We start from the raw sequence: 24176 nt of genomic DNA on the forward strand, positions 1-24176 counted from the left end.
AGACCGCCCTCCTACGACGGTCCGGTGATTGACATGGCCTAAACCCAGCTAAAGACTGCCGCTGCGTAAGCCAGACAAACGACGAGCGCCCAGGGCTGCGGACCGACGTTGAGGCCGAGCCAGGCGAGATTGATAAATGCGGACCCAAGAAGCGTGATGAACAGCCGGTCTCCGCGGGTCGTCTCGATCCCCAGAACGCCTTTCCGCGGCACCTCGGGAAAACGTATCGCCAGTATAGAAAAGACAACCAGCGTGGCGGCGATCAATGCGAAGAATGCAGCCGTTGGCCAAGTCCATGCCATCCAGTCAAACATGTTTGTACCCTCCTCTCTTTACCAGACGCGGCGTCATACCCGCCCCAGGGCAAAACCCTTGGCGATGTAATTGCGGACGAAATAGATCACCAGCGCGCCGGGAATGATGGTGAGCGCACCCGCTGCCGCCAGCACGCCCCAATCCACGCCGGCCGCGCCGACTGTACGGGTCATGGTGGCAGCGATGGGCTTTGCGTTCACCGAGGTCAGCGTGCGGCTCAGCAACAACTCAACCCATGAGAACATGAAGCAGAAGAAGGCCGACACCCCGATCCCGCTTGCAATCAGCGGCATGAAGATTTTGACGAAGAATTTCGGAAACGAATAGCCGTCGATATAGGCCGTTTCGTCGATCTCCTTCGGCACGCCGCGCATGAAGCCCTCAAGTATCCAGACCGCCAGCGGCACGTTGAACAGGCACTGTGCCAGTGCGACGGCGATATGGGTGTCAAAGAGGCCGAACGAGGAATAGAGCTGGAAAAACGGCAGGGCGAAAACGGCGGGTGGCGCCATACGATTGGTCAACAGCCAGAAGAACAGGTGCTTGTCGCCCATGAAATGGTAGCGGCTGAAGGCATATGCGGCCGGCAATGCCACGGCAAGACTGATGCAGGTGTTCATCACCACATATGTCAGAGAGTTGACGTAACCCATGTACCAGCTCGGATCCGTGAGGATCAGAGCGTAATTCGAAAACGTCAGATCCTGTGGCCAGAGTGAGAAAGACCCTAGAATTTCATTGTTGGTTTTCAGGCTCATATTGACCAGCCAGTAGATCGGCAGCATCAGGAACAGAAGATACAGACCCATCACAACCGCACTGCCCGAAGGGCGAAAGCGGCGCTGCGCGACCCGCGGTTTCGCGATGGTCATCGCGTCATTTCGGGTGGTGGCCTGCGGGCTTGCTAAATCGCTCATTTACTTGCCATCCCTTTTTTCGATCGTCGTCATCACCGTGTAGAAAACGTAGGAAATCGCCATAATCACAAGGAAGTACATCAGGCTGAAAGCCGCCGCCGGTCCAAGGTCAAATTGCCCCAGCGCCATCTTCACAAGGTCAATCGACAGGAACGTCGTGGCATTGCCCGGTCCGCCGCCCGTCAGGACGAAAGGCTCGGTGTAGATCATGAAGCTGTCCATGAACCGCAGCAGGATCGCGATCATCAAGACACCCGCCATCTTGGGAAGCTCGATGTAGCGGAACACGGCCCAGCGGCTGGCCTGATCGATCTTGGCAGCCTGATAATAGGCGTCCGGTATGGAGCAGAGGCCGGCATAGGCCAGAAGCGCTACGAGTGACGTCCAGTGCCATACATCCATGACAACGACGGTTATCCACGCATCCATCGTATCCTGCGTGTAGTTGTAATCGATCCCCAGCGCTTCGAGCGTGTAACCCAAAAGCCCGATGTCAACGCGACCGAAGATCTGCCAGATGGTGCCGACAACATTCCACGGAATGAGCAGCGGCAGTGACATTGTCACCAGGCAGAAGGACGACCAGAACCCCTTCTTGGGCATATGCAGTGCCACAAACACGCCCAGTGGTACTTCAATCGCCAGTATGACAGCTGAAAACAGCAATTGCCGGCTGAGCGCGTTCCACATCCGCTCCGAATGCAGCATATCGCTGAACCAGGTGAGTCCGGCCCAGAAAAACTGGTTTCTGCCGAACGTGTCCTGAACCGAGTAATTGACCACGGTCATCAGCGGGATCACTGCCGAAAAGGCCACAAGGATCAACACAGGCAGTACCAGAAGCCACGCCTTCTGATTAACGGTCTTGTTCATGCCGCTTCTCCTTTAGGCTCAATGCGCCAATCGTTTTCGTAGACATTGACGCTCCCTTGCTCGAAGGTGATGCGATCCGTGTCCGCTGCAATCGCAAAATGCTCGGGCACAACGGCGCTGATCTCACCGCCGGGAGCCTCCAGCCGAACGATCTTGTGACGACCGACATCCTCGACGCGCTTGATTTTTGCGGGAATGCCTTCGCCCTGTGTCTGCAAGCGGATGTACTCAGGACGGACGCCAAGTTGAACTTTGCCGCGCGCTTCATAGTGGCCTCCAAGATCAACGGAGGTCTCGCCGATGCGGGCGCGCGTGCCATCAAGTTGCGCATCGAACAGGTTCATGCCCGGAGAACCGATAAAATAGCCAACGAATGTGTGCTGAGGACGCTCGAACAATTCCTGAGGCGTTCCGATCTGGACGACCCGCCCGTCATACATGACAACAACCTTGTCGGCGAAAGTCAGCGCCTCTGTCTGATCATGGGTCACATAAATCATCGTATGCCCGAAATCGCGATGCAGGGTCTTGAGCTGGGTCCTCAGCTCCCACTTCATATGTGGGTCAATCACGGTCAAAGGCTCGTCGAACAGCAGCGCATTCACATCTTCGCGCACCATGCCGCGGCCCAGGCTGATCTTCTGCTTGGCATCTGCCGTCAGACCACGCGCCTTGCGATCCAGCTCGGCCTCCATATCGATCATCTTGCCGATACGCTGTACGCGCCGCTTGATTTCGGCGGCGTCCATCCCTCTGTTTTTCAGGGGAAAAACGAGGTTTTCACGAACGGTCATGGTGTCATAGACGACAGGGAACTGGAACACTTGCGCAATATTGCGCTCGGCCGTCGGCGCGGTCGTGATGTCCTTGTCGTCGAACAGGACGCGGCCCTGCGAGGGAATAAGCAGCCCGGAAATGATGTTCAGCAAGGTTGTTTTTCCGCAACCGGACGACCCCAGAAGGGCATAGGCTTCGCCATCCGCCCAGTGATGGTTCAGCTCTTTCAGCGCGAAGTCCTCCTCCTTTGTCGGATTGGGAAGGTATGAGTGCGCCAGGTTTTCCAGTGTGATTTTGGCCATATCAGGCGGCCTCCGCATAAGCTGCAGAGGAGACGAGCGCGCCATCCCGTGCGAAAATGTAAATGTGGGACGGATGCAGATAAACCGGCAGCGGCGCACCTTCCTCAAGCTTGCGCACGCCATGGACGAGGCCCACCCAGCGCTCATCGCCATGGGTCAGATGCACAAAGGTCTCCGAGCCGGTGATTTCAGTCACGGTCAGCATCGCCTCGAAGCGCAGCCGACCCTCGCGCGGCTCCAGCGCCAGGTGGTTGGGCCGAAATCCGAGCAGATAGCGCCCGTCAGGGACAGTATTGTCGACCGACGGCATGCTTTCCTGGTCGCCGAAATGCATCGTGTCACCACGCTTTTCAACCGTTAGGAAGTTCATAGGCGGATCGGAAAAGACACGCGCCGTCGCGGCATCTGCGGGATGGCGATAAACCTCGGCTGTCGGGCCAAATTGCGTTACCTTGCCCTCCCACAGGGTGATGCAATTGCCGCCCAGAAGCAGCGCTTCTTCCGGTTCCGTGGTGGCATAGACAAAGATCGACCCTGCTTCCTCAAAAATGCGCGGAATCTCCGCGCGCAGTTCCTCGCGCAATTTGTAATCGAGATTGGCCAGCGGTTCGTCCAGCAGAACAAGGCCCGCATTTTTCACCAGCGCCCGCGCCAGTGCGCAACGCTGCTGCTGGCCGCCGGAAAGCTCCAGCGGCTTGCGATTGAGCATGGGGGTCAGTTTCATCAGCTCCGCCGTCCGGTGAACGCGGCTGTCGATCTCCGTCTTGTCCAGCCCCATGATCCGCATCGGCGAGGCGATGTTGTCGTAAACCGTCATCGCCGGATAGTTGATGAACTGCTGGTAGACCATGGCGATCTTGCGTTCTTGCACACGCTTGCCGGTCACATCCTCCCCATTCCAGCTGATGCGCCCTTTTGTCGGCTTGTCGAGTCCCGCCATAAGCCGCATCAAGGATGTCTTGCCCGACAGCGTCGGCCCGAGCAGGACATTCATCGTCGCTTTCTCCAATGTCAGAGACGTTGGGTAGATATGGGTCTCGGCGCCGACGACATGGCTGACGTTTTCCATTTTGAGGGTCATGCTGTGTCCTTCATCGAAAAGCTGCGCTGGGCCATGTAGGCCTCAAGGGCCGCCGCGTCGGGCCTGTGCAGGCCAAGCTTGCTGCGCCGCCACAAGATGTCGTCTGCGCTACGGGCGAATTCTTTCTCCATCAGCCAGTCGACTTCCGCCGCGGTCAGGGTCGCGCCAAAATCCTGTCCAAGGTCTTGTGCATCCCTTGCCGATCCCAGCCATCTGCGTGCATCGGTTCCATAGGCTCGGATCAGCCGCATTGCCCAGCGTTCGGTGAGAAATCCGTAATCGCGCCTCAACTCCGAGACCAGTTTCCCGAAATCGCTCACTGCAAAGTCACCGCCCGGCAGGGCCACGCCCTCAGTCCAGGGCCCGCTGTCTGTGCCCAGTCGCCCGCCGATCATTTTCATCGCGCTCTCCGACAGCTTGCGATAGGTGGTGATCTTGCCCCCGAAGATGTTCAGAGCGGGCGCACCGGCGCTTTCATCCAGTTTAATTGTATAGTCGCGCGTGGCTGCCGTCGCTGAAAGCGCACCATCATCGTAGAGTGGACGAACGCCGGAATAGGTCCAGACGATGTCATCGACAGAAATCGGCTTCTTCAGGTAAACATTGACGCCATCGACCATATAACGCTGCTCTTCCGGCGTGCAGACCGGCTTTTGCGAAAGGTCATGATGCTCCTGATCGGTCGTGCCGATAAGCGTGAAGTCGGTCTCATAGGGAATGGCGAACATGATCCGGCCATCGGCGCCCTGAAAGAAGTAGCATTTGTCATGATCGAACAGGCGGCGCGTCACAATATGGCTCCCGCGCACAAGACGCACGCCGTCCCTTGTGTTGGAGCCGATACGCTGACGCAGAATATCTCCCACCCAGGGGCCACCGGCGTTCACAATCATTCGCGCGCGGACAATGTACTTGCGACCAGAGCCGTCATCGACCAGTTCTGCACGCCATATGCCGTCTTCAGGCCGCGCCGATACCAGCTTGGTCCGGGTTAGAATGCTGGCACCGCGTTCAGCGGCATCGCGAGCATTCAGCGCGACCAGGCGTGAATCCTCGACCCAGCAATCGCTATACTCATATGCCTTGGTGAATTCATCGCGCAGCGGCGCCCCTTCTGGGGTATTGGTCAGATCCAGCGTTTTGGTGGCGGGAAGAATCTTGCGCCCGCCCAGATGATCGTAAATGAAGAGCCCCAACCTTATGAGCCAGGCCGGACGACGCCCCTTCATCCATGGCATCAGTGTGGACAAAAGCTTGGACGTCGGCGTTTCGCCATCAAAGCGCATATTGGCGTGATAAGGCAGAACAAACCGCATCGGCCAGCTTATATGGGGCATGGCGCGCAGCAGATTTTCGCGCTCCATCAATGCCTCCCGCACCAGCCGGAACTCAAAATACTCCAGATAGCGCAAGCCGCCGTGAAACAACTTCGTTGATGCGGACGACGTTGCCGAGGCCAAATCCGACATCTCCGCAAGTATCACCGAACGGCCGCGGCCCGCTGCATCCCGCGCGATCCCGCACCCATTGATGCCACCACCAACAACCAAAAGTTCAATAATGTCTGACTGGTCCTCCAACCCGGATCCTCCCAAATCCCTTGAAAGTTAGCATTGATCAAAACGAACATAAAAGAAAGCATTTTTTTCGATATATGTTCGCTTTCTTTCTATATGATTGGATCGACTGTTCTTTTTGTCCGCGTTCTCACGCGCTTTACCCGCGAGTTGCCATTGTCGCCGTAATTTCTGCTATAGGAGCCTGCGCGAACAGCGCGGCTCATCTATCGCCACCGCCTGACGGAGACACCCGGATGTCACAATCGATAAGACACCCCCAGATCCTCGAAATCGCCCGACGCGACGGCAAGGTAACCGTCGATCAGCTGGCAAAGCATCTGGGCGTAACGCTGCAGACAGTTCGTCGCGACCTGACCGAACTGGCTGATTCTGGAAAGCTCGAGCGGGTGCATGGTGGCGCGGTGCTCCCTTCCGGAACGGCCAATATCGCCTACGAGGAGCGCCGACGTTTAAACGCGGACAGCAAGACGGCGATGGCGAAGGCATGCGCTTCAATGATCCCTGAGGATTGCGCGATCTTCCTGAATTGAGAACGGCGGTGCAAAAGTCGGCCACGGAAGCGGCGGAATAATTCGTCCGCGGGCGGAGTAAAATCCGGCCACCTATTTTCCTTCTGCAATGAGCGCAGGAGGGACAGAGGATCTACACCGTGGAACTTTATCTGAAGGTTCGTCTGGCCGTCTCGGAAGGGATGAGCCGACGTCAGGCAGCCAAGCACTTCAACATATCCCGCGACAGCGTAGCGAAGATGTTGTCGTATTCGACGCCTCCTGGCTATCAGCGACAATCACCGGTCCGGCGGCCGAAGCTGGACGCGTTCGTTTCAACGATCGACCACTGGTTGGACGAAGACAGACACGTACCGCGCAAACAGCGCCATACAGCCAAGCGTGTGTTTGACCGGCTTCGTGATGAGTGCGGGTTCACCGGCGGCTATACGATTATCAAGGGCTATATCCGGGAGCGGGAACAGCGCCGTCAGGAAGTCTTCGTGCCGCTTTCTCATCCGCCCGGCCATGCGCAGGCCGATTTCGGTGAGGCGACGGTCGTGATCGGAGGTGTCGAGCAGAAAGCCCATTTCTTCGTACTCGATCTTCCGCATAGCGACGGTTGCTATGTGCGGGCTTATCCGGCGGCGGTAGCCGAGGCTTGGGTCGATGGCCACGTCCATGCGTTCGCCTTCTTCGGGGCCGTGCCTCCATCAATCGTCTATGACAATGACCGCTGCCTTGTGGCGAAGATCCTGCCTGATGGCACGCGCAAGCGGGCAACACTGTTCAGCGGGTTCCTGTCCCATTATCTGATCCGGGATCGCTATGGCCGCCCCGGAAAGGGTAATGACAAGGGGAATGTCGAGGGCCTCGTGGGCTATGCGCGGCGTAACTTCATGGTCCCCATCCCGCAGTTTCCAACGTGGGATGCGTTCAATGCCTTTCTGGAAGAACAGTGCCGCAAGCGCCAGCGCGACAGGCTGCGTGGTGAGAGCGAGATGATCGGTGAACGGCTGCAGCGTGATCTGGCTGCCATGCAGTCCTTGCCAGCCTCCCCATTTGACGCCTGCGATCAGGCCAGCGCCAGGGTCACGGCACAGTCTCTCGTTCGCTACAAGACGAACGACTATTCCGTACCCGTCGCCTACGGTCACCAGGACGTCTGGGTCCGAGGCTATGTCGACAAGGTGGTGATTGGTTGCCGCGGCGAGATCATCGCCCGCCATCCCAGGAGCTTTGATCGGGAGGATGTCATCTTCGACCCTGTGCATTACCTGCCGCTGATCGAGCAGAAGATCAATGCGCTGGATCAGGCAGCCCCTTTGCAGGGCTGGGATCTGCCGGAGGAGTTCGCGACACTGTGCCGTCTGATGGAAGGCCGCATGGCAAAGCATGGCCGGCGAGAATACGTGCAGGTTCTTCGACTGCTGGAAAGCTTCGATATGGCTGACCTGCATGCGGCGATCAAGCAAGCCATTCATCTCGGTGCGATCGGCTTCGACGCCGTCAAACATCTGATTCTTTGCCGGGTGGAGCGCCGGCCGCCGCGACTTGATCTGTCGATCTATCCCTACCTGCCGAGAGCAACCGTGGAGACGACATCGGCGAAGGCGTATATGGGCCTCCTGTCATCGGGGAAGGGAGAAGCGGCATGAGCACCGAAGCACCCGAGATCCTGCTTGCCCACGACCTCAAGAGCCTGAAGCTGCCGACCTTCCAGCGGGAGTATCAGAAACTGGCCCGGCTTTGCGCCACCGAGGGCGTTGATCATATCGGATACCTCACCCGGCTTGCCGAGCGGGAAATGATCGAACGGGATCGCCGCAAGGTCGAGCGCCGTATCAAGGCAGCCAAATTCCCGGTTGTCAAAAGCCTCGACAGTTTCGATTTTACCGCCATACCGAAGCTCAACAAGATGCAGGTGCTGGAACTGGCCCGCTGCGAATGGATCGAGCGTCGCGAGAACGTCATCGCTCTCGGCCCCAGCGGAACCGGGAAGACGCACATAGCGCTCGCCCTTGGCCTGGCCGCCTGCCAGAAGGGCCTGTCCGTTGGCTTCACCACAGCAGCTGCCATGGTCAGCGAGATGATGGAGGCCCGTGACGAGCGGCGTCTCCTACGTTTCCAGAAGCAGATGGCAGGATACAAGCTGCTGATCATCGACGAACTTGGCTTCGTGCCGTTGTCAAAGACCGGCGCGGAGCTGCTGTTCGAGTTGATCTCGCAACGCTATGAGCGGGGCGCCACCCTGATCACCAGCAATCTGCCCTTTGACGAATGGACAGAAATCCTGGGATCCGAGCGACTGACTGGCGCTCTGCTCGACCGCGTCACCCACCACGTCAACATTCTCGAAATGAATGGCGACAGCTATCGTCTCGCCCAAAGCCGCGCCAGAAAGGCTGGCTGAAACCCTTCAGAAAATCGCTACGCCGGTATGAGACCCCCGCTCGGGCTACGCCCTCCCGCGGGTCTCATACCGGCGTCCAAAGTGGCCGACTTTTGCTCCGCCCCGTGGCCGGTTTTTACGCCGCCGTTGACAAATTCGAAAAGATCGAGACCGGCGTCGAGCCTTTCGACATGAACGACCTGGTCGGTTTCCTCCTCATCATAGGGGGCAGCAAGCCCATCGATACTTGAGGCGTCGCCCACCACAAGGTAGTCGAAGCGCTTCAAGCGTGCCTCCTCGGCAGTGGCAATTCCTTTGGAATAAGTGAGTGCCACCCCTGGCTGAACCCCGACCCTATAGATCTCGGGACCGACGACCTCATAATAGGGCTGATCTCCGATTGGCCGATGTATCAGCAAATGCGGAGGAGCCAGAAGTCCGCTCGCCAAATTGACCTGCAATCGTGCAGTTCGCCCGGTCGTGTTCTCGCGATAGACAGTGAGTGCCAGAGTTTCTTCTCGAGCGCGGCTGAGGCGTATCATTTCAGTCCGTTGCACCACTGACCGGATTTATCCCCGCGTCGTCAAACCAATCCGACGCCAAATCGAGAAATTGGAGCTCCGCGCGCCTTAACCCGGCACGCCATCAGCTTGCCCGCCGAAACTCCGGTTTCGGATTTCCGCGTCAAGCCAGTCAGAAACAGTATATCGCCATCGCGGCCACCGAAACATGGCATGGTGGGCGCGGCCATCGGCAGGTCAATTCTTTGCAGGAGCGTACCGTCGGGAGCGAAGATGTGGATACAGCCGCCAGTGACGCCCGCGCTCCAATAATTGCCCTCGCTATCCACTGCCGCACCATCCGGCAATCCCTCTTCCACGGTCGGTGCCGCCAACAGGCGAGGTCTGGAAATGTTGCCGCTGGATGGATCAAAGTCCCACGTCTTTATGAAAGGTACGCGGGAATCGGCGTGATACATCGTTTGGTGGTCGGGACTCCAGGCGAGCCCGTTGGACACGTGAATATCCTCGATCATCCGGGTGCAGTTGCCATCGGGGGTGATGCGGTAAAGCGCGGCCGTCGGCTCGCTTGGGCGGACTACATGCATCGACCCGACCCAGAAGGCACCGTCTGGCCCGACCTTTCCATCATTCAACCTGTTCATTTCCCGATCCGTTTCCGGGGTGACAAGACGTTCCAGAGTGCCGTCAGCCGGTTGGAAGTAGCAGATATCCTTGCTTGTCGAAACAATGAGCCGTTCGTCCATGGTCAAGCCGATCGAGGTGACCGCGACCGGCATGTCATATCTCTCCAGCCGCTCCGTATCGGGATCGAAGGAGAAGATTGCGGGCAGAAGAATGTCGACGAACCACAAGAGACCGCGATCACTGTCCCAGACCGGACCTTCACCCAGAGGAGTCTCGATGTTGATACAGGAGGTGAATGTCGGTGGGTTCATGAACATTTGGCGCTCCAGCCCGCTCGCGTTTGATTGGATTTACATTCATTCGTACATTTTTGATATATCAAAATGATATTAATGGCGAATACGATATTGTCAGATTTAGGTCGAGCCTATATCGTATATCAAAATTTCCAATCCGATCTCGCAACGCTAGGCGGAGACCAATATGAAAAATCCGCTTCGAGCGCGCCTTCTTACCGGTCAGGCCAGCATCAACGGCTGGCTATCGATGCCGTGTGGATACAGCGCCGAATTGATGGCGAGATGCGGCTGGAACAGTCTGACGGTCGATTTGCAACACGGCGTGCAGGACTATGCTTCGCTCGTCGCGTGCTTCCAGGCCACAGACGCTTCGGGCATTCCAATGTTGGCCCGCGTGCCATCCAACGAAAGCGGTATTATTGGAAAGGTCCTCGATGCAGGCGCATGGGGCGTCATCTGCCCGATGATCAATTCCCGCGGGGACTGTGAGCGTTTTGTGGCGTCCTGCCTCTATCCGCCACTGGGACAGAGGTCCAATGGACCAAACCGCGCATCTGCTTTCGGAAGTCCGGATATGCCCTACCAGGGTTTTGCGAACGCGGAGATCCTGGTTCTGCCGATGATAGAGACGGTCGAGGCATTGGACGCGCTTGACGACATTCTTGATGTTCCAGGAGTCAGCGGTGCCTATGTCGGGCCGACCGACCTCGCTTTTTCGATGGGACAGGCGCCCGTCTTCGACAAGGCATCGCCCGAAATACTGGCGACCTATGAGCGTATCGTCAAGGCGGCTGAAAGTCGTGGCAAGTTTGCCGGAATTCACTGCATGTCGAGCGAGTACGCCTTGAAGATGGCAGGAATGGGCTTCCGCCTGATCACTGTAGCCAGCGATGCGGCGCTGATGACTATGTCAGCCCGAGATGTTGTCAGCCGGTTCCACGCCGGCATGGCGGGTAGCTGAATGACGGGCACTGCCTCCACACGTCTTTCAACGCTCGGGCTTACGCTTCCCAAGTTGCGGGCGCCCGTCGGTAACTTTGTCATGGCAAAGCGTCATCGCGATTTGCTCTATTTGTCCGGCCAAGGCCCTAATACAGAAGGAGCCGCCAGAATTTCGGGCAAGGTAGGCGACACCGTCAGCGTCGAAGAAGCCTATCAACATGCGCGCCTTGTGACACTTAATCTCCTGTCCGTCGCAGATAACCATCTTGGCTCTTTGGATCGCATCGACGCCATCATCAAAGTGCTCGGTTTCGTGAACGCGGCTCCGGATTTCACCGCCCATCCATCCGTTATCAACGGATGTTCCGATCTCTTGGTCGAGCTTTTTGGTCCGGACCACGGCAGCCACGCACGCTCGGCGATCGGTGCCGGCAGCTTGCCTGCACAGATCACTGTCGAGATTGAGATGATCGTGAGTTGCAGATGACAAAAGCCTCATCAAACCCGCATGTTTGTATCAATTGGGATGGCTCTGCATCCAGACAGATCAAGGTCTTGGTGCCCTGGCTGGGCAAGTGCATCAAACGGCGGCCGAATTCTACAATGTGGGATCTAGTTACCTCTATTTTGACATATCATAGGCCATATCGTTGGATAGGAATATGCAGCGTGCTCTCGGTAGCTGCCGGGCGCTTTGTTACGACAGTATTAGAAAACGTCTGCCTCTATTTCCTAACGTCGCTCGCTCTTAGGCGAGCGCCTACACACCACCATTTCGCAGATGACCGGCAGAGATTTTTACCGGCTCCTCCATTCCCTGAGCATTTGATGGTAATATGACTCTACAATTCGATAACGTTTTGGGCGCTCCGCGCCCCTGGGAGGCACCGCTTACCGCCTTGGAGAAAGGTGTCCCCGCCCTTCAAGCCCCGTTGCCGCTCGATCAGGTCGCCACGCAGAAATGGAATATTCTGGCTGAAGACGTGCCTTTGCCGGTCGCAATATTGCGTGAACGCGCGTTGCGGGCAAATAGCGCCTGGATGCGCGGTTATATCGAGCAGACGGGGGTCAGCATCGCGCCTCATGGCAAGACGTCGATGGCCCCCGCTCTCTACGACCTGCAAATCAGCGATGGCGCATGGGCGATCACCGTCTCAACGCCCCAGCATTTTGCGGTGGCGCGCGAATTTGGCTTCAAGCGCATCTTCATGGCCAACCAGTTGATCGGACGGCGTGGTATTGCCAACGTCATCGACGGTCTGAAAGCGTCTCCGGACCTCGCATTTTACTGCCTGGTCGATGACACCGCCAATGTGGCCGCGCTGGCGCGTGCGGTGCGCGAACGCGGACTTGGACGACCGCTCAACGTTCTCGTTGAACTTGGTTTCGAAGGAGGCCGAACAGGCTGCCGCTCCCTCGAAGCTGCGCTGCAGGTCGCGCACGCCGTCGCTGAGGAGGCTGACGCCCTGAACCTTGCCGGTGTTGAGGGGTTCGAAGGCTTGTTGCGGAACGATGGTGCGCCGGAAATCCTTGTGCAGGTCAACGCACTTCTTGACGGTATGGTCACCCTGGCGGAAACGGCTGACCGCGAAGGGTTGTTTGGCGATGGAGAAGTACTGCTGTCGGCGGGCGGTTCCTCTTACTACGATCTTGTAACCACCAAACTCTCTGCCGCGAAGCTCTCACGGGCTTTCCGTGTACTGATCCGGTCCGGCTGCTACATTACGCATGACTCTCACATGTATGTGCGGGCGCGTGACGCTTTGGCGCGGCGCGATCCTGCACTTGCGGCGACTGGCAACCTCGAACCCGCGCTGGAAGTATGGGCTTACGTGCAATCCCGCCCCGAGCCATGCAAGGCCATTGTTGGGTTCGGCAAACGAGACGCATCCTACGATGACCCGCCCATTGGCTTGAAATGGTTTCGTCCGGGCTTGCACGACAAACCGCAACCACTGCCTCCGGGCCATATCGTGCAACGTCTCAATGATCAGCATTGCCACCTTGAGATTCCGGCACAATCGCCTTTGCTAGTGGGCGACATGCTCGGTTTCGGGATATCGCACCCCTGCCTGACATTCGACAAATGGCGCGTGATGCATCTTGTTGATGAGGACTATCTCGTGACGGGCTCAATACGAACTTATTTCTGATCCAGTGGACCGGACACGCTTACGAGGGAAGCAAAGGATGACAAAGAGCAAGGTGATCATGATCACCGGCGGTGCAAGCGGAATTGGAACGACCGTCGCCGAGTTGGCGTTGGCAGCCGGCCATAGGGTCGTTATCGCCGATATCGACATCGCTCGCGCAGAGGATCTGGCGGTGCGACTTGGAGACCGAACATGGGCCGTGAAACTCGACATCACGTCGGAAGCCGAGTGGCAGTCGGCGCTTGACACGGTTTGGGCGCGTGAGGGCCGTCTCGATGTTTTGATTAACAACGCGGCGATCGTTCATGCCGGTTGGGCGCGCGACGTTCCGCTTTCCGGCCACCACGACACGATCCAGACGAATTGTCTCGGCGCGATCAACGGAATGATGACCGCTCTGCCGCGCTTCAAGCAACAGGGCTCCGGCCACCTCATCACCGTGGCCAGCATGGTTGCCTTCGTTCCCTATCCCGGTCTTGCAAGCTATGCTGCAGCAAAACATGCCTTGCGCGCATTCCATGTCGCGCTGGCAATCGAGGAAACTGCAAGCCCGGTGGCCTTTACGCTGGTTTATCCCGGCGCCACGGAAACACCGATGCTCGATAAGGAATCCAAGACAGACGCGCTTGCACTGGCCTTCGCGGGTGAGCCCTGCTCACCACAGGAAGTCGCCAGTCTCATCTTGGACGCCATTGAGACCCGACCCGAAGAAATCTATCTGCCACCCGAGCGCGGTGAGGCGGTGCGAAAGCTTGGCGTTGATATCAAAGAATTGCGCGAGCATGTCGAGAAGAACACAGCCATCGGCTGGGAAAGACTTCAAAAACGCAGACAAACCCACGATGGGGGAAGCTGAAAGCGTGTCGGTGGCCGCGCGCTGCCGGCTTTCGCCTCAACCTTTGGCACGTTTTGATTTACGAAAATCGCTTTTCTCTGTCTCTTCCATCTGGCGCAGGATGCGATAGGAGCCTTCGCGCAAGTCCTGGACAAGCAGTTCGCCAGTATCGGCGGGAGAACGGCGCTCAAGCGCGTCGATGACCAGCAAATGCGGATGCATATCCGATGATGCTTCGCGGACATTCGGATATTGCGAATTGACAATCGGTCCCGCGAGCAGCCAGAGGTTTTCGATCACCCGGACGAGCACCGGATTCTGGGACGCATTGTAGATCGCGAAATGAAAATTCTGGTTCGCTATCAGCGCATCGCGCCACTGTTCATCCGCCTCTCCCTGCTGAAACCGCCTGTGGTATTCGCGAAGCGCCTCGATTTCCTCGGCCGTTATATGAACTGCGGCAAGTTCACCTGCCAACCGCTCCAAGGGAAGTCGGGTTTCTCGGATGTTGAGATAGACCGGAACGTCGAGCACGGGAACACGCGGCTGATACCCCGGTCGCAGCTCAAGCGCTCCCTCGCGAACGAGCTGGAAAATCGCTTCTCTTACAGGGGTAGGGGAAGTGTTGAACTCGGATGCGAGACGCCGGATCGATAAACGCATGCCAGGCGGGTGGAGTCCGGACATAAGCTCTAGACGCAAATGAGCGTAAATTCGCTCAGAAAGACTATTCCTCGACAGGTCCAAAGTATTCTCGTTCGCGGAAATCGCACCGCTTCGCGTTTGACCCACGACAAGCCCTAGCTCTTATTGCACACAACGGATCATCTGGTATCACGAATGCCGGCTTTTCGCAAAGCTATGGCCTTCGCCTGACTTTGATATTGGGCTGAATAAACAGCGCCCAGACTTGTTGGAATGCAGGGCCTCGCTCCGCACCTTGGCAGGCTTCCTGTATTGCACCGACCTGGCCGTTTTCAATCCGTGACGAACTATCGCCGGTATTGTGAGGGGCCTTCTTGCGCGGTGCGCCGTTGATCTGACAACAGGCACGCGTTTTTGGTCCGAAGCTCAAGGCACGGAACTTCGGCAATCACACCACAGAAGCAAAGATCGGCATCTGTGCTCTCAACCAGATGAGCCAACTCGGCCATCCGGTGTTCAAGCCCGTGGCCTGAAAAATCTGAAGGTGGGGTTATCTCGTCCCAAATTTGACCCGTGCAACAAAGCCGTTTGCTGCCGCCTTGTCAAAGCACAGGACCTCGCAAATCCGGTTTGCCGTGATGCGGGGTTCGGCGCTGCCCAAACCGAAGTTCTGGCGGTAGACTGCTGAAGTCTTGCGGATCCAGGCACAGCTGACGGCATTGAGCAGGAAAGGCAGTACTTGTTGATATCCAAAATGGTGATGTCTTGACACAACTTGACCTGAGCCTCGCGTCTGGCCGTCTCATTCTCAGCTGTCATCCTGTTTCCGTCATATCCCTGTTAACTCAGGCTTAGGTCATATCCTCCCCGCTCGAGCATGTCACGAGAGCAAGGCTCTCTGGAAGCCAGCACCTTGCGCGCCTTCATGTGGTTTTTTGCATCATTGATCGTCTCGACCGCTGTCAAGATGCCTTCAGAGAACCGAAACACGGCTGTTTCTCCCACCGGAATGCTTTCGTCTTCCGGCCCCGACAACCCGGCAATCTGCAGTTTCCAATTGGCTTGATCCGACCAGAACCAGGGAACGGCAGTGTAGCCAGAAAGGTCCCCCTTCACGAGACGCCGTGCAATGAGACGGGCATGATCGGTCGCTGCCTGAACGCTCTCAAGGCGAACGGATCGTCCAGTACGCGGGTCGGGAAACGAAGCGCAATCTCCAAGCGCGGAGATATTCGGATCCAAAGTCAGGAGATACTGGTCGACGATAATCCCGTTTTCGACAGACAGTCTGGCATCTTCGGCAAGCTTTACGTTCGGCCGAACACCCGCCGCCAACAAAACCAGATCCGCTTCCACGTCTTCGCCGTTCGAGACTGTCACCGATGTATCGGAGATATGAGCAACGGACGCACCAAGAAGGATGCGTGTTCCAAGCGCGCGATGAAAGTCGAGAAATCTAGCCGACATCGCGTGAGAAACGGCTCTCGAAAGAAGTCTTGGTGCCGTTTCCACCACGGTCACATCATGGCCCGACGCCCTTGCCACCGCAGCAAATTCCAGCCCGATGAACCCACCCCCGATAACCGCAATACGCCGAGAGCGGTCAAGCCCCTCGCGCAGACGCTTCGCATCCTCCAGCGTTCTCAGGTCAAGCGCTCTTTCGAGCCCGTTTATAGGCGGACGGAAGTTGGATGTGCCGGTTGCGAGTATCAGGTGATCGAACTCATATGCCTGTTCGCTGGCGATGACCTTTCTTCCGGCGCGATCGAGACGATTAACGGTCGTTTTGGCGATCAACTCGATCCTGTTCTTCTCGAAGAATGCTGATGGCCTGAGGGTCAGTCCCTCCACGTCGCCCGTCTTGAGATAGGCCTTGGATAGCGGGGGACGCTGGTAAGGCAGGCCGGGCTCATCCCCGATCAGGGTGATACTTCCTTCAAAGCCTTCCTGGCGTAGGCTGATAGCGACCTGCAGCCCACCCTGCCCAGCTCCGACGATAACGACCCGGCTTTGAGATGAAGTCACCCCTGCTCCTCCGGCAAATGGATGATGAGCCCTTCAAGCTCCTCATCGCTTGTCCAGACCGTCAAATCACCACGCCGTCTCAGGCTTTCATTGTGCTTATGCCGCATCCACAACATCCTGAGATCAAAACGCGGGCCTGTTATCAGATCAACGACGATCCGCGCAACAAGGCCTCTAAAGTGCAAGAACAACGCTGGAACCATAGAGCGCCAGTCGTGTTTGAAAAACGATCTCTCGTGATCACACCGTCTGCGGCGCATCTTTCCTGAGCCTCACGGGAAAGACTTTCAACTGCGACAGCTTGTGCGACGGATACCAGACAGCAGGGTTATTCCCTGGCTCACAGATCACACCGTTAGCTTCAAATTCCTCGATCATGACCCTGACGAGCATCACCCCGACATATCGGCCCGGGCAAATGTGGATGCCGCCACCGAACGTCGTCAATCCGGCCGGAGGTCGGTTGGGGTTGAAGACTTCCGGATCCGCAAAAGTCGCCGGGTCATAATTCCCGGCTCCCCACATCATGGAGATCATGTTGCCAGCCGGAATGATGAGATCGTCGTAGTGAAAATCACGGAGCGAAAACCTGGGTAGGAATAGGACAGGAGGGTTAAGACGCAAAGCCTCGGCAATTGCTCTCGGGACAAGTTCAGGCGTCTGCCGCACCAGTTCCATTGCATTTGGAGTTGATGCCAGCGCGAAAACCGTATTGGCTGCCGCAAGCGCGGCTGTGTGGACACCGTCTATGAGATTGCCCGCCAGGAAATCGCCAACGGATTTCGGCACGACCCCCGTCTCGAACGGGTCGTCCTGGAAATCCAGATCTTTCAGCTTTTCAGCGATTTCGAGCATGATTGGGTCGCCCTCGGCGAGACCTCGCTCGGCCGCGCCCGCCAGAATCTGCGCATAACCTGAAAAAGCCACATCAAGAGCGCGCAAATCGTCGTCAGTCCGATCCACGTAAAAGAGCCTCGTCATATTCCGTGCATGCTGCCCAAGGCTTTGCGATTCACTCTCGGTGAGATGTAGCAACTCACTCCAGAAACCGAGGATCAGCCGTTCGGCAACCTCCTTCACGAAGTCAATTTCTTCGCCGTCGGCGGTTTCGCGAATGATTTGGTTCACAATCTTTCGCGCGACCCCTTCCATCAGGTTGACACCTTTTGGACTGAGCCATGATGTAAGTATGCGTCTGGCCGGACCGTGCAGCGGTGGATTAAAGGTGAACACCTGCTTGCCAATCACCTCGCCAATCTCCCACCCCGGAAGCTTCTCCTGAGGGTCGTCTGTTTCCATGTATCTGCTCGGGAAAAGCGTGCCGATCGGTACATTTCCGATTTCCGGCGCAGCACCAAATGCGCGGAGATCAGCATTACGGAAAACAACCAGTTGATTGTTTTCGTTCTTCAGGAACCGGGGGACTGGCGCGTCGAAAATCCGTCGACAAAACTCCCGCAGACCGTCGCGACCCGCCGTGAAACCCACGTCACTCAGCGAGGGCAGGCTTGCAATATCCAGTATTTCGGGCATTACGCTTCTCCACTTTTATCAAATTGCCGCGGATTATTCTTCAGGAGCGATCTCGACCCGCAGGTCATCCATGCCTTCAGTGACTGTGATCTGGCACGACAACCTGGAATTTTCCTTCTGGTGAAGAAGCGAGTCGAGCATGTCCGCCTCACCATCGCTTATGTCTTCGAGATAGGCGGATGGCTCAACATAAACATGACAGGTGGCACAGGAACAGCTGCCCCCACACAACGCCGCGATATCGTCAATGCCGCCGCCTCTGAGAGTTTCCATCAGCGACCGGCCTGTAGGGACGGAAAGGTCAATGGGTGAGCCGTTACGGGTAGTGACATGAATATTGATCATATTGGCTGTTCCCGGATTTGTGTTTCGGTTGAAAATCCACGCTAGGAAGGCTCCTTCAGGAACCGTGCTGAAGATTTGGTATCTAATCCTTCATGCTCTTGCGGATCGGCCGGTCCTCGGCGTTACGGCAGACAGTCCCGAACCTTGAGCTTCCAGAGGTACACTACCCACTGTCCGTCAAAACGATATTGTAAATTGCGCAACACTTGTCGCATTTCGCGCAGTGATAAACAGCAACAGATTCAGAAGATGGACTGAAACGGCAGCCTTTTGACCAGTTTCACCTAGCTTTGTCCCGGACAAAAACACGCGCGAAAGTGCAAATGCAACCATTTTTGATATATCAAAATTGCTTTCCATGCGCTATGAAAGCTAGTCGAGTGATACGAAACAGATCGATTGGCCGGATACGACACAAGGCGAATTCCGTGGAAAAGAGACAATGAGATGGGGACCATATCCGAGCGTAACGGCGCGCTGGCGGTGATAAGCCTGAGGATTCCAACATAATCGTGAACTCCACATTGCTGGGCCTGACGACCACAGACGAAATGCCATGCGATGTCTCTCGCATCAGCAGCTCGACCGCCGTATACGACATTACTGTAAATCCGCGCCTCCCGTCTGATGGCCGCCGCAGAGAGCCGCGGAGCGCGTCGTGGCTAGCGGCGCTGCTATGCTCAACGCGCTAATGAGCCTTGTCGGCAACTTCTTGTTCGATGTCAGGAGCAACAGATGAAACTAGAGAAAAGTGCGGAGATTTGCGATGCGGTCTCCTTTATGGAGGAAGCCGGACTCAACCACGGCAGTTCGGGCAATATCAGCATACGTCACGAGGGCGGCATGCTGATTACGCCTGCCGGAGCGCGCGCGTCCAACCTTTCACCGGAAAGGATGGTGTGGCTGGATCTGGACGGTGGCCAAGCTGATGGCGAACCCGGTGTGCCTTCCACCGAATGGCGGCTTCATACCGAACTTTACATCAACAGGCCGGAGATAATGGCTGTCGTTCATAGCCACCCGGACAATTGCGTCGCCTTGTCCTCTTTACGTACGCCGATCCCCCCATTCCACTACATGGTTGCCGGCTTCGGTGGCAACTCGGTGCCCTGCGCGCGCTATGAGCCCTTTGGCTCCGATGCTTTGGCCGATGCCGTGGTTGAAGCGATTGAAGGTCACACGAGCTGTCTTATGGCCAATCATGGCATGATCAGCGTCGGCAAGAGCCTCCGACAGGCGCTTGACCTTGCCGTTAAACTGGAGACGCTGGCGCGGCAATATCTTCTGGCTCGCCAAGCCGGGCATCCGGTTTTGCTGACGGATGAGGAGATGGCCGATGTACATCATCGATACAAGTTTTACGGAACGTCACGCTTGCCTAGATGAGGATCTGGCGCAACCAGGACTATGACGGTTCAGAGCTAGCGAGCTTGGTGCTATCGTGGCATGCGATCACGCCGCTGTTTTCCAGATTGCGGATATGGTCAGCACTGAATCCAAGCACATCGGAGAGGACAATGGCTGTATCCTCACCCAGCAATGGAGGCGCTTTCGGCATTCTTCCGGTCTGAGCGGCAAGACCGTGAGCAGGTCGTATCAGCCGAACCGGGCCTAAAACGCGATGAGTAAGCTCTTGTACGACGCCACGTTCGACGACGACTTCGCTCTCCAGAGCGTCTGCGACGGTTTTCACCCTGCCAGCGGGAACGCCATATTCGCCGCATAGGCTTAGCCAATGATTAACCGACTGCCGAGCGAGCACCTCTACAAGCTCCTGTATCAGAGTATTGCGATTTATTGCCCGCAGGTGCGAGGTGGCATAGCGTGGATCCGCCGCCAAGTCCTGTCTCGATATGACATTCTGGCAGAAGTCGACGAATATCCTGTCATTTCCCACAGCAAGCGCGAAAGGGCCGTCCAGGGCATCAAAAACCTGATAAGGCACAACGGTCGGGTGGGCGTTGCCATAGCGTGATGCTTCGACACCAGCATTCAGGTACCCGCTGCCGACATTGATCAAGAGATTGAGGGTGGACTCCAGCAGGGATACATCAATGAACTGCCCCTCCCCTGTCTTCGTGCGCTGATAAAGTGCTGCTAGGATCGACTGCGTCGATACCATCCCGGCCACCACGTCGGTGAAGGCGACGCCCAACCTATTGGGTGGCCCGTCAACCTGACCAGTGATGGACATCAATCCGCTTTCCGCTTGCATGATGAAATCATATCCGGGGCGGGCACGTTGCGGACCGGTCTGTCCATAACCGGAGATTGAGCAGTAGATGATGGCCGGGTTGATCTTACGTATGGCTTCGTAGCCAAGCCCCAAGCGGTCAACTGTGCCGGCACGGAAATTCTCGACGAGAATGTCGGCCTTTGCAGCCAGATCGAGAACGATCTGGCGCCCCTCGGCGCTCTTGAGGTCGAGCGCGATGCTATGCTTTCCGCGGTTGGCGCAGAGATAATAGGTGCTCACACCCTTGTAGTTCGGCACCGACCACGCGCGGGTATCGTCACCGCCCTTAACGTTCTCGATCTTCCAGATATCGGCACCAAGATCCCCAAGGCTCATTGTGGCCCAGGGACCGGCAAGCACCCGCGACAGGTCCAATACCTTCAACCCCTCAAGAGGAAGTTCCTTTGTTGTCATGTCTACTCCTCCCAAGACACCTAAGCCACCTCACCCAACAGGCCCGAAGGCTGCGCATCGGGAAAATGACAGGCCACATGATGACCATTGCCGTGATCGGTCAGCTGCGGCTCAATTTCGGCGCAGAGGGACTGGGCCTTCGGACAACGCGTGCGAAACCGGCAGCCTGAAGGCGGGTTGATGGGGCTTGGAACGTCGCCCTTGAGCACGATGCGCTTGCGCGAACGCTCGCGGATCGGATCTGCCAACGGCACGGCTGACATGAGCGCCTGAGTGTAGGGATGCATCGGCTGGCCATAAAGCTGCATTTTCGGCGCGATCTCCACCATGCGCCCGAGATACATGACCGCCACACGATCGGAAATGTGCTGCACCACCGAAAGATCATGTGCGATGAACACATAAGCCGTCCCGAGATCTCGTTGGATATCCTTCAGCAGATTGAGCACGCCCGCCTGGACGGAGACGTCGAGCGCAGATACCGGCTCGTCCAAAACCAGGAGATCAGGCTTCATCGCCAACGCGCGTGCAATGACGACGCGCTGACGCTGCCCGCCTGAAAGCTGATGCGGGTAGCGATCGCCGTGTTCCGGATTGAGACGAACCAACTCAAGCATTTCGTCGACGCGCGCCCTGCGTTGCGCCTTCGTCATATCGCTGATGCGCAGCGGCTCGGCGATATTGTCTCTGATTTTCATACGGGGGTGCAAGGAACCGTAGGGGTCTTGAAACATCAATTGGATGCGCTTGCGCAACATGCGCATCTCTTCCGAGGGAAGCCGGTTGATGTCGACGCCCTCGAAGAAAATCTCGCCGGATGTCGGCTCGATAAGCCGCAGCAGGCAACGGCCCAGAGTGGACTTGCCACATCCGCTTTCGCCCACCAGGCCAAGCGTTTCCCCTGCGGAAACATCAAAGCTGATGCCGGCGACAGCATTGACCTGGCCGACTTCGCGTTCAATCAGAAAGCCGCCTTTAATCGGGAACTGTTTGACGATGTTGCGGACGGAAAGAATTGCCTGATGTTCGGTCATGCCATGGTCTCCGTCGCGGAAAAGGCGAAATGGCAAGCGGCGCTATGGTTCTCGTCGCCGGCCGGCTTCGGCGCTTCAGTACTACAGATCGTCTGAGCGACGGGGCAGCGCGGATGAAATGCACAGCCCCCAGGCAAATGTCCGAGAGCAGGCGGAGCACCGCTGATGGAAAACAGTCTGTCGCGAGCGACCGCCATATTGGGAATAGATTCTATGAGGCCGCGCGTGTAGGGATGACCCGGGCGGGCAAACAGATCGAAAATGTTTGCCTGTTCCACAACTTCGCCCGAATAAATGACTGCAACCTTGTCAGCGAAGCCTGCGAGGACGCCCAGATCGTGCGTGATCAAAATGATCCCCAGCTTGAGCCTATGCTGGAGATCGGCGAGCACGTCCATGATCTGTGCCTGAACGGTCACGTCAAGCGCAGTCGTCGGTTCGTCGGCAATCAGAACATCCGGATTGTTGGCCATCGCCATCGCAATTATGACGCGCTGTCGCATGCCGCCAGAGAACTCATGAGGATACTGCTGCAACCTCCTGTCCGGCTGCGGGATGGCGACGAGCTCGAGGAGTTCAGTCGCACGCGCCAAAGCATCTTTCCGAGAGATGTTCGAGTTATGCAGAGTGAGCGATTCAAGAAGCTGGGCCCCAACAGTCATCACGGGATTGAGCGAGGAAAGCGGATCCTGAAAGATCATAGCGATACGTGATCCGCTCAACTTTCGCAGCTCTCGCCGGGGGAGCCCCACCAGTTCGCGACCTCGGAAGCGCACCGAACCGGTTATCCGGGTATCCTTTGGCAGCAGACCAAGAGCTGCCAGCATGCCAACGGACTTGCCCGATCCGGACTCGCCGACAATCCCGAGCACCTCGCCGGCACCGACACTGAAATTCAGGCCTCGAACAGCCTCGAAGTAGCCCACCGCTCCGCCGCCAAAGGCGACGCGCAGGTCGCGAAATTCAAATAGGGGTTCGGATTCTGTATGATTGTTCATTGGGACCTCGGGTCGAAGTAATCGCGGAGGCCGTCACCAATGAAGTTGAAGCCCAAGACGACGGTAAGGATAGCCACGCCCGGCCCCAACGCGACCCACCAGGAATAGAACTGTGACGCGCCGTCAGAAATCATGGAGCCCCATTCAGGTGCCGGGGGTTTTGCGCCGAGGCCGATAAAGGAGAGCGAAGCGGCAAGCAGGATGACTTGCCCCAAATCCATCGTCGCGCTGATGAGAACGGGTGTCCAGCAAAGCGGCAGAATATGCTTCGACAGAACCCGTGCAGGGGTTGCCCCAGCCGCGACAGCGGCTTCGACGTGTTCACGCTCGCGCACTTCCAGCACTTGCGCCCGCATCAGGCGTGCATAGATCGGCCACCAGACGATGACCATGGCAACAGCAGCGTTCTCCAAGCCAGGGCCGAGGGAGGCGGCAACCGCCATGGCCAGCAACATGGGGGGAAACGACAGGGTTATGTCGACCAGACGCATGATCCCAGCGCCGGGGAGGCCACCGACGAAGCCCGAAAGTGCACCCAGCGCGGAACCGATAAATACGGCGATCGCGACAACGATAACGGCAATTGGTATGGAGTGCCGGGCGCCATAGAGCGTTCTGGCGAACACGTCTCGTCCAAGAGCATCAGTTCCCAGCCAATGATCCCAGCTTGGCGGCTGCAACCTGCGCCCAACCATCTCCAATGGGTCAAAGGATGTCATGAACGGTGCGAACAGTGTGGCCATAAGCCAGAACGCGATGATAATTCCACCGACGACCAGTGGCAGCGAAATCATCATCATGATTGGCCTGCGGCCAAGTGGAGTGAGAGTGGTTTCAGTCATCG

The 24176-nt window shown here is 57.2% G+C and carries 25 protein-coding genes; 9 read left to right on the forward strand and 16 right to left on the reverse strand.

The features are described 5' to 3' along the window. Nucleotides 1-38: 38 nt before the first annotated feature. The 6 genes from HQ843_RS20280 to glpD form a co-directional block, all read right to left on the reverse strand. Complete coding sequence (locus HQ843_RS20280; protein ID WP_180901487.1) at nt 39-314, reverse strand: DUF2160 domain-containing protein; 276 nt, start codon at nt 312-314, stop codon at nt 39-41. 33 nt (nt 315-347) lie between these two features. Continuing rightward, entirely contained in the window at nt 348-1124 is a 777-nt protein-coding gene (locus HQ843_RS20285) for a carbohydrate ABC transporter permease (RefSeq protein WP_371822157.1), read from the reverse strand. Between the two features lie 108 nt (nt 1125-1232). After that, nucleotides 1233-2105, reverse strand: a complete 873-nt coding sequence (locus HQ843_RS20290; RefSeq protein ID WP_180901485.1) for a carbohydrate ABC transporter permease — start codon at nt 2103-2105, stop codon at nt 1233-1235. Beyond that, the gene (locus HQ843_RS20295; RefSeq protein WP_180901484.1) at nt 2102-3184 is read right to left on the reverse strand and encodes an ABC transporter ATP-binding protein; all 1083 of its coding nucleotides are present in this window, start codon (nt 3182-3184) and stop codon (nt 2102-2104) included. Before HQ843_RS20295 ends, HQ843_RS20290 begins: the two co-directional genes overlap by 4 nt. Nucleotide 3185: 1 nt before the next feature. After that, on the reverse strand, nt 3186-4265 hold the full coding sequence (locus tag HQ843_RS20300; protein WP_180901483.1) for an ABC transporter ATP-binding protein: 1080 nt from the start codon (nt 4263-4265) through the stop codon (nt 3186-3188). After that, on the reverse strand, nt 4262-5845 hold the full coding sequence (glpD, locus tag HQ843_RS20305; protein ID WP_180901482.1) for a glycerol-3-phosphate dehydrogenase: 1584 nt from the start codon (nt 5843-5845) through the stop codon (nt 4262-4264). Before glpD ends, HQ843_RS20300 begins: the two co-directional genes overlap by 4 nt. A 233-nt stretch (nt 5846-6078) precedes the next feature. Here glpD and HQ843_RS20310 point away from each other — a divergent pair, with 233 nt between their 5' ends. The 3 genes from HQ843_RS20310 (at nt 6079) to istB (ending at nt 8746) form a co-directional block, all read left to right on the forward strand. Continuing rightward, entirely contained in the window at nt 6079-6375 is a 297-nt protein-coding gene (locus HQ843_RS20310) for a DeoR family transcriptional regulator (RefSeq protein WP_180901481.1), read from the forward strand. Nucleotides 6376-6494: 119 nt separating this feature from the next. Beyond that, nucleotides 6495-7991 (forward strand): IS21 family transposase, encoded by a 1497-nt coding sequence (gene istA / locus HQ843_RS20315; RefSeq protein WP_180899035.1) that lies wholly within the window; start codon nt 6495-6497, stop codon nt 7989-7991. Beyond that, nucleotides 7988-8746, forward strand: coding sequence for an IS21-like element helper ATPase IstB (gene istB / locus HQ843_RS20320; RefSeq protein WP_180899036.1), 759 nt, complete (start codon nt 7988-7990; stop codon nt 8744-8746). Before istA ends, istB begins: the two co-directional genes overlap by 4 nt. A 17-nt stretch (nt 8747-8763) precedes the next feature. On the opposite strand, the gene HQ843_RS20325 is transcribed toward istB, so the two are convergent. Together HQ843_RS20325 and HQ843_RS20330 are read right to left on the reverse strand one after the other, a co-directional pair. After that, nucleotides 8764-9012, reverse strand: coding sequence for a hypothetical protein (locus HQ843_RS20325; protein WP_180901479.1), 249 nt, complete (start codon nt 9010-9012; stop codon nt 8764-8766). Nucleotides 9013-9308: 296 nt separating this feature from the next. Then, the gene (locus HQ843_RS20330; RefSeq protein ID WP_210275308.1) at nt 9309-10190 is read right to left on the reverse strand and encodes an SMP-30/gluconolactonase/LRE family protein; all 882 of its coding nucleotides are present in this window, start codon (nt 10188-10190) and stop codon (nt 9309-9311) included. Between the two features lie 166 nt (nt 10191-10356). Between HQ843_RS20330 and HQ843_RS20335 the strand changes: the two genes are divergently transcribed. The 4 genes from HQ843_RS20335 (at nt 10357) to HQ843_RS20350 (ending at nt 14123) form a co-directional block, all read left to right on the forward strand. Continuing rightward, entirely contained in the window at nt 10357-11133 is a 777-nt protein-coding gene (locus HQ843_RS20335) for an HpcH/HpaI aldolase family protein (RefSeq protein ID WP_180901478.1), read from the forward strand. Further along, nucleotides 11134-11601 (forward strand): RidA family protein, encoded by a 468-nt coding sequence (locus HQ843_RS20340; RefSeq protein WP_180901477.1) that lies wholly within the window; start codon nt 11134-11136, stop codon nt 11599-11601. 412 nt (nt 11602-12013) lie between these two features. Further along, entirely contained in the window at nt 12014-13267 is a 1254-nt protein-coding gene (locus HQ843_RS20345) for an amino acid deaminase (RefSeq protein WP_210275307.1), read from the forward strand. Between the two features lie 37 nt (nt 13268-13304). After that, entirely contained in the window at nt 13305-14123 is an 819-nt protein-coding gene (locus tag HQ843_RS20350) for an SDR family oxidoreductase (RefSeq protein ID WP_180901475.1), read from the forward strand. Between the two features lie 36 nt (nt 14124-14159). Here HQ843_RS20350 and HQ843_RS20355 read toward each other — a convergent pair whose 3' ends face one another. Together HQ843_RS20355 and HQ843_RS20360 are read right to left on the reverse strand one after the other, a co-directional pair. Continuing rightward, nucleotides 14160-14894 (reverse strand): GntR family transcriptional regulator, encoded by a 735-nt coding sequence (locus tag HQ843_RS20355; protein ID WP_256432929.1) that lies wholly within the window; start codon nt 14892-14894, stop codon nt 14160-14162. A gap of 693 nt (nt 14895-15587) precedes the next feature. Continuing rightward, entirely contained in the window at nt 15588-16772 is a 1185-nt protein-coding gene (locus HQ843_RS20360; RefSeq protein ID WP_180901473.1) for an NAD(P)/FAD-dependent oxidoreductase, read from the reverse strand. On the opposite strand from HQ843_RS20360, the gene HQ843_RS20365 reads away from it, so the two are divergent. Beyond that, a complete protein-coding gene (locus HQ843_RS20365) occupies nt 16763-17041 on the forward strand; it encodes a hypothetical protein (protein WP_180901472.1) in 279 nt (92 codons plus the stop codon). The genes HQ843_RS20360 and HQ843_RS20365 overlap by 10 nt on opposite strands. On the opposite strand, the gene HQ843_RS20370 is transcribed toward HQ843_RS20365, so the two are convergent. Together HQ843_RS20370 and HQ843_RS20375 are read right to left on the reverse strand one after the other, a co-directional pair. Then, nucleotides 17013-18305, reverse strand: a complete 1293-nt coding sequence (locus HQ843_RS20370) for a cytochrome P450 (RefSeq protein WP_180901471.1) — start codon at nt 18303-18305, stop codon at nt 17013-17015. The genes HQ843_RS20365 and HQ843_RS20370 overlap by 29 nt on opposite strands. Nucleotides 18306-18338: 33 nt before the next feature. Continuing rightward, nucleotides 18339-18650 (reverse strand): 2Fe-2S iron-sulfur cluster-binding protein, encoded by a 312-nt coding sequence (locus tag HQ843_RS20375; RefSeq protein ID WP_180901470.1) that lies wholly within the window; start codon nt 18648-18650, stop codon nt 18339-18341. 735 nt (nt 18651-19385) lie between these two features. Between HQ843_RS20375 and HQ843_RS20380 the strand changes: the two genes are divergently transcribed. Then, nucleotides 19386-20036, forward strand: coding sequence for a class II aldolase/adducin family protein (locus HQ843_RS20380; RefSeq protein ID WP_180901469.1), 651 nt, complete (start codon nt 19386-19388; stop codon nt 20034-20036). A 19-nt stretch (nt 20037-20055) separates the two neighbouring features. On the opposite strand, the gene HQ843_RS20385 is transcribed toward HQ843_RS20380, so the two are convergent. The 4 genes from HQ843_RS20385 to HQ843_RS20400 are packed head-to-tail and all read right to left on the reverse strand — an operon-like array spanning nt 20056 to nt 24174. After that, nucleotides 20056-21300, reverse strand: a complete 1245-nt coding sequence (locus HQ843_RS20385; RefSeq protein ID WP_180901468.1) for a CaiB/BaiF CoA transferase family protein — start codon at nt 21298-21300, stop codon at nt 20056-20058. Nucleotides 21301-21320: 20 nt separating this feature from the next. Continuing rightward, nucleotides 21321-22334 carry an ABC transporter ATP-binding protein gene (locus HQ843_RS20390; RefSeq protein ID WP_180901467.1) on the reverse strand — a complete coding sequence of 338 codons (1014 nt, stop codon included), beginning with the start codon at nt 22332-22334 and terminating at the stop codon, nt 21321-21323. Further along, nucleotides 22331-23332: an ABC transporter ATP-binding protein gene (locus tag HQ843_RS20395; RefSeq protein WP_180901466.1), complete on the reverse strand. Its 1002-nt coding sequence runs from the start codon at nt 23330-23332 to the stop codon at nt 22331-22333. Before HQ843_RS20395 ends, HQ843_RS20390 begins: the two co-directional genes overlap by 4 nt. Then, nucleotides 23329-24174 (reverse strand): ABC transporter permease, encoded by an 846-nt coding sequence (locus HQ843_RS20400; protein ID WP_180901465.1) that lies wholly within the window; start codon nt 24172-24174, stop codon nt 23329-23331. Before HQ843_RS20400 ends, HQ843_RS20395 begins: the two co-directional genes overlap by 4 nt. Nucleotides 24175-24176: the final 2 nt, after the last annotated feature.

Source organism: Martelella sp. NC20 (assembly GCF_013459645.1).
GTDB lineage: Bacteria > Pseudomonadota > Alphaproteobacteria > Rhizobiales > Rhizobiaceae > Martelella.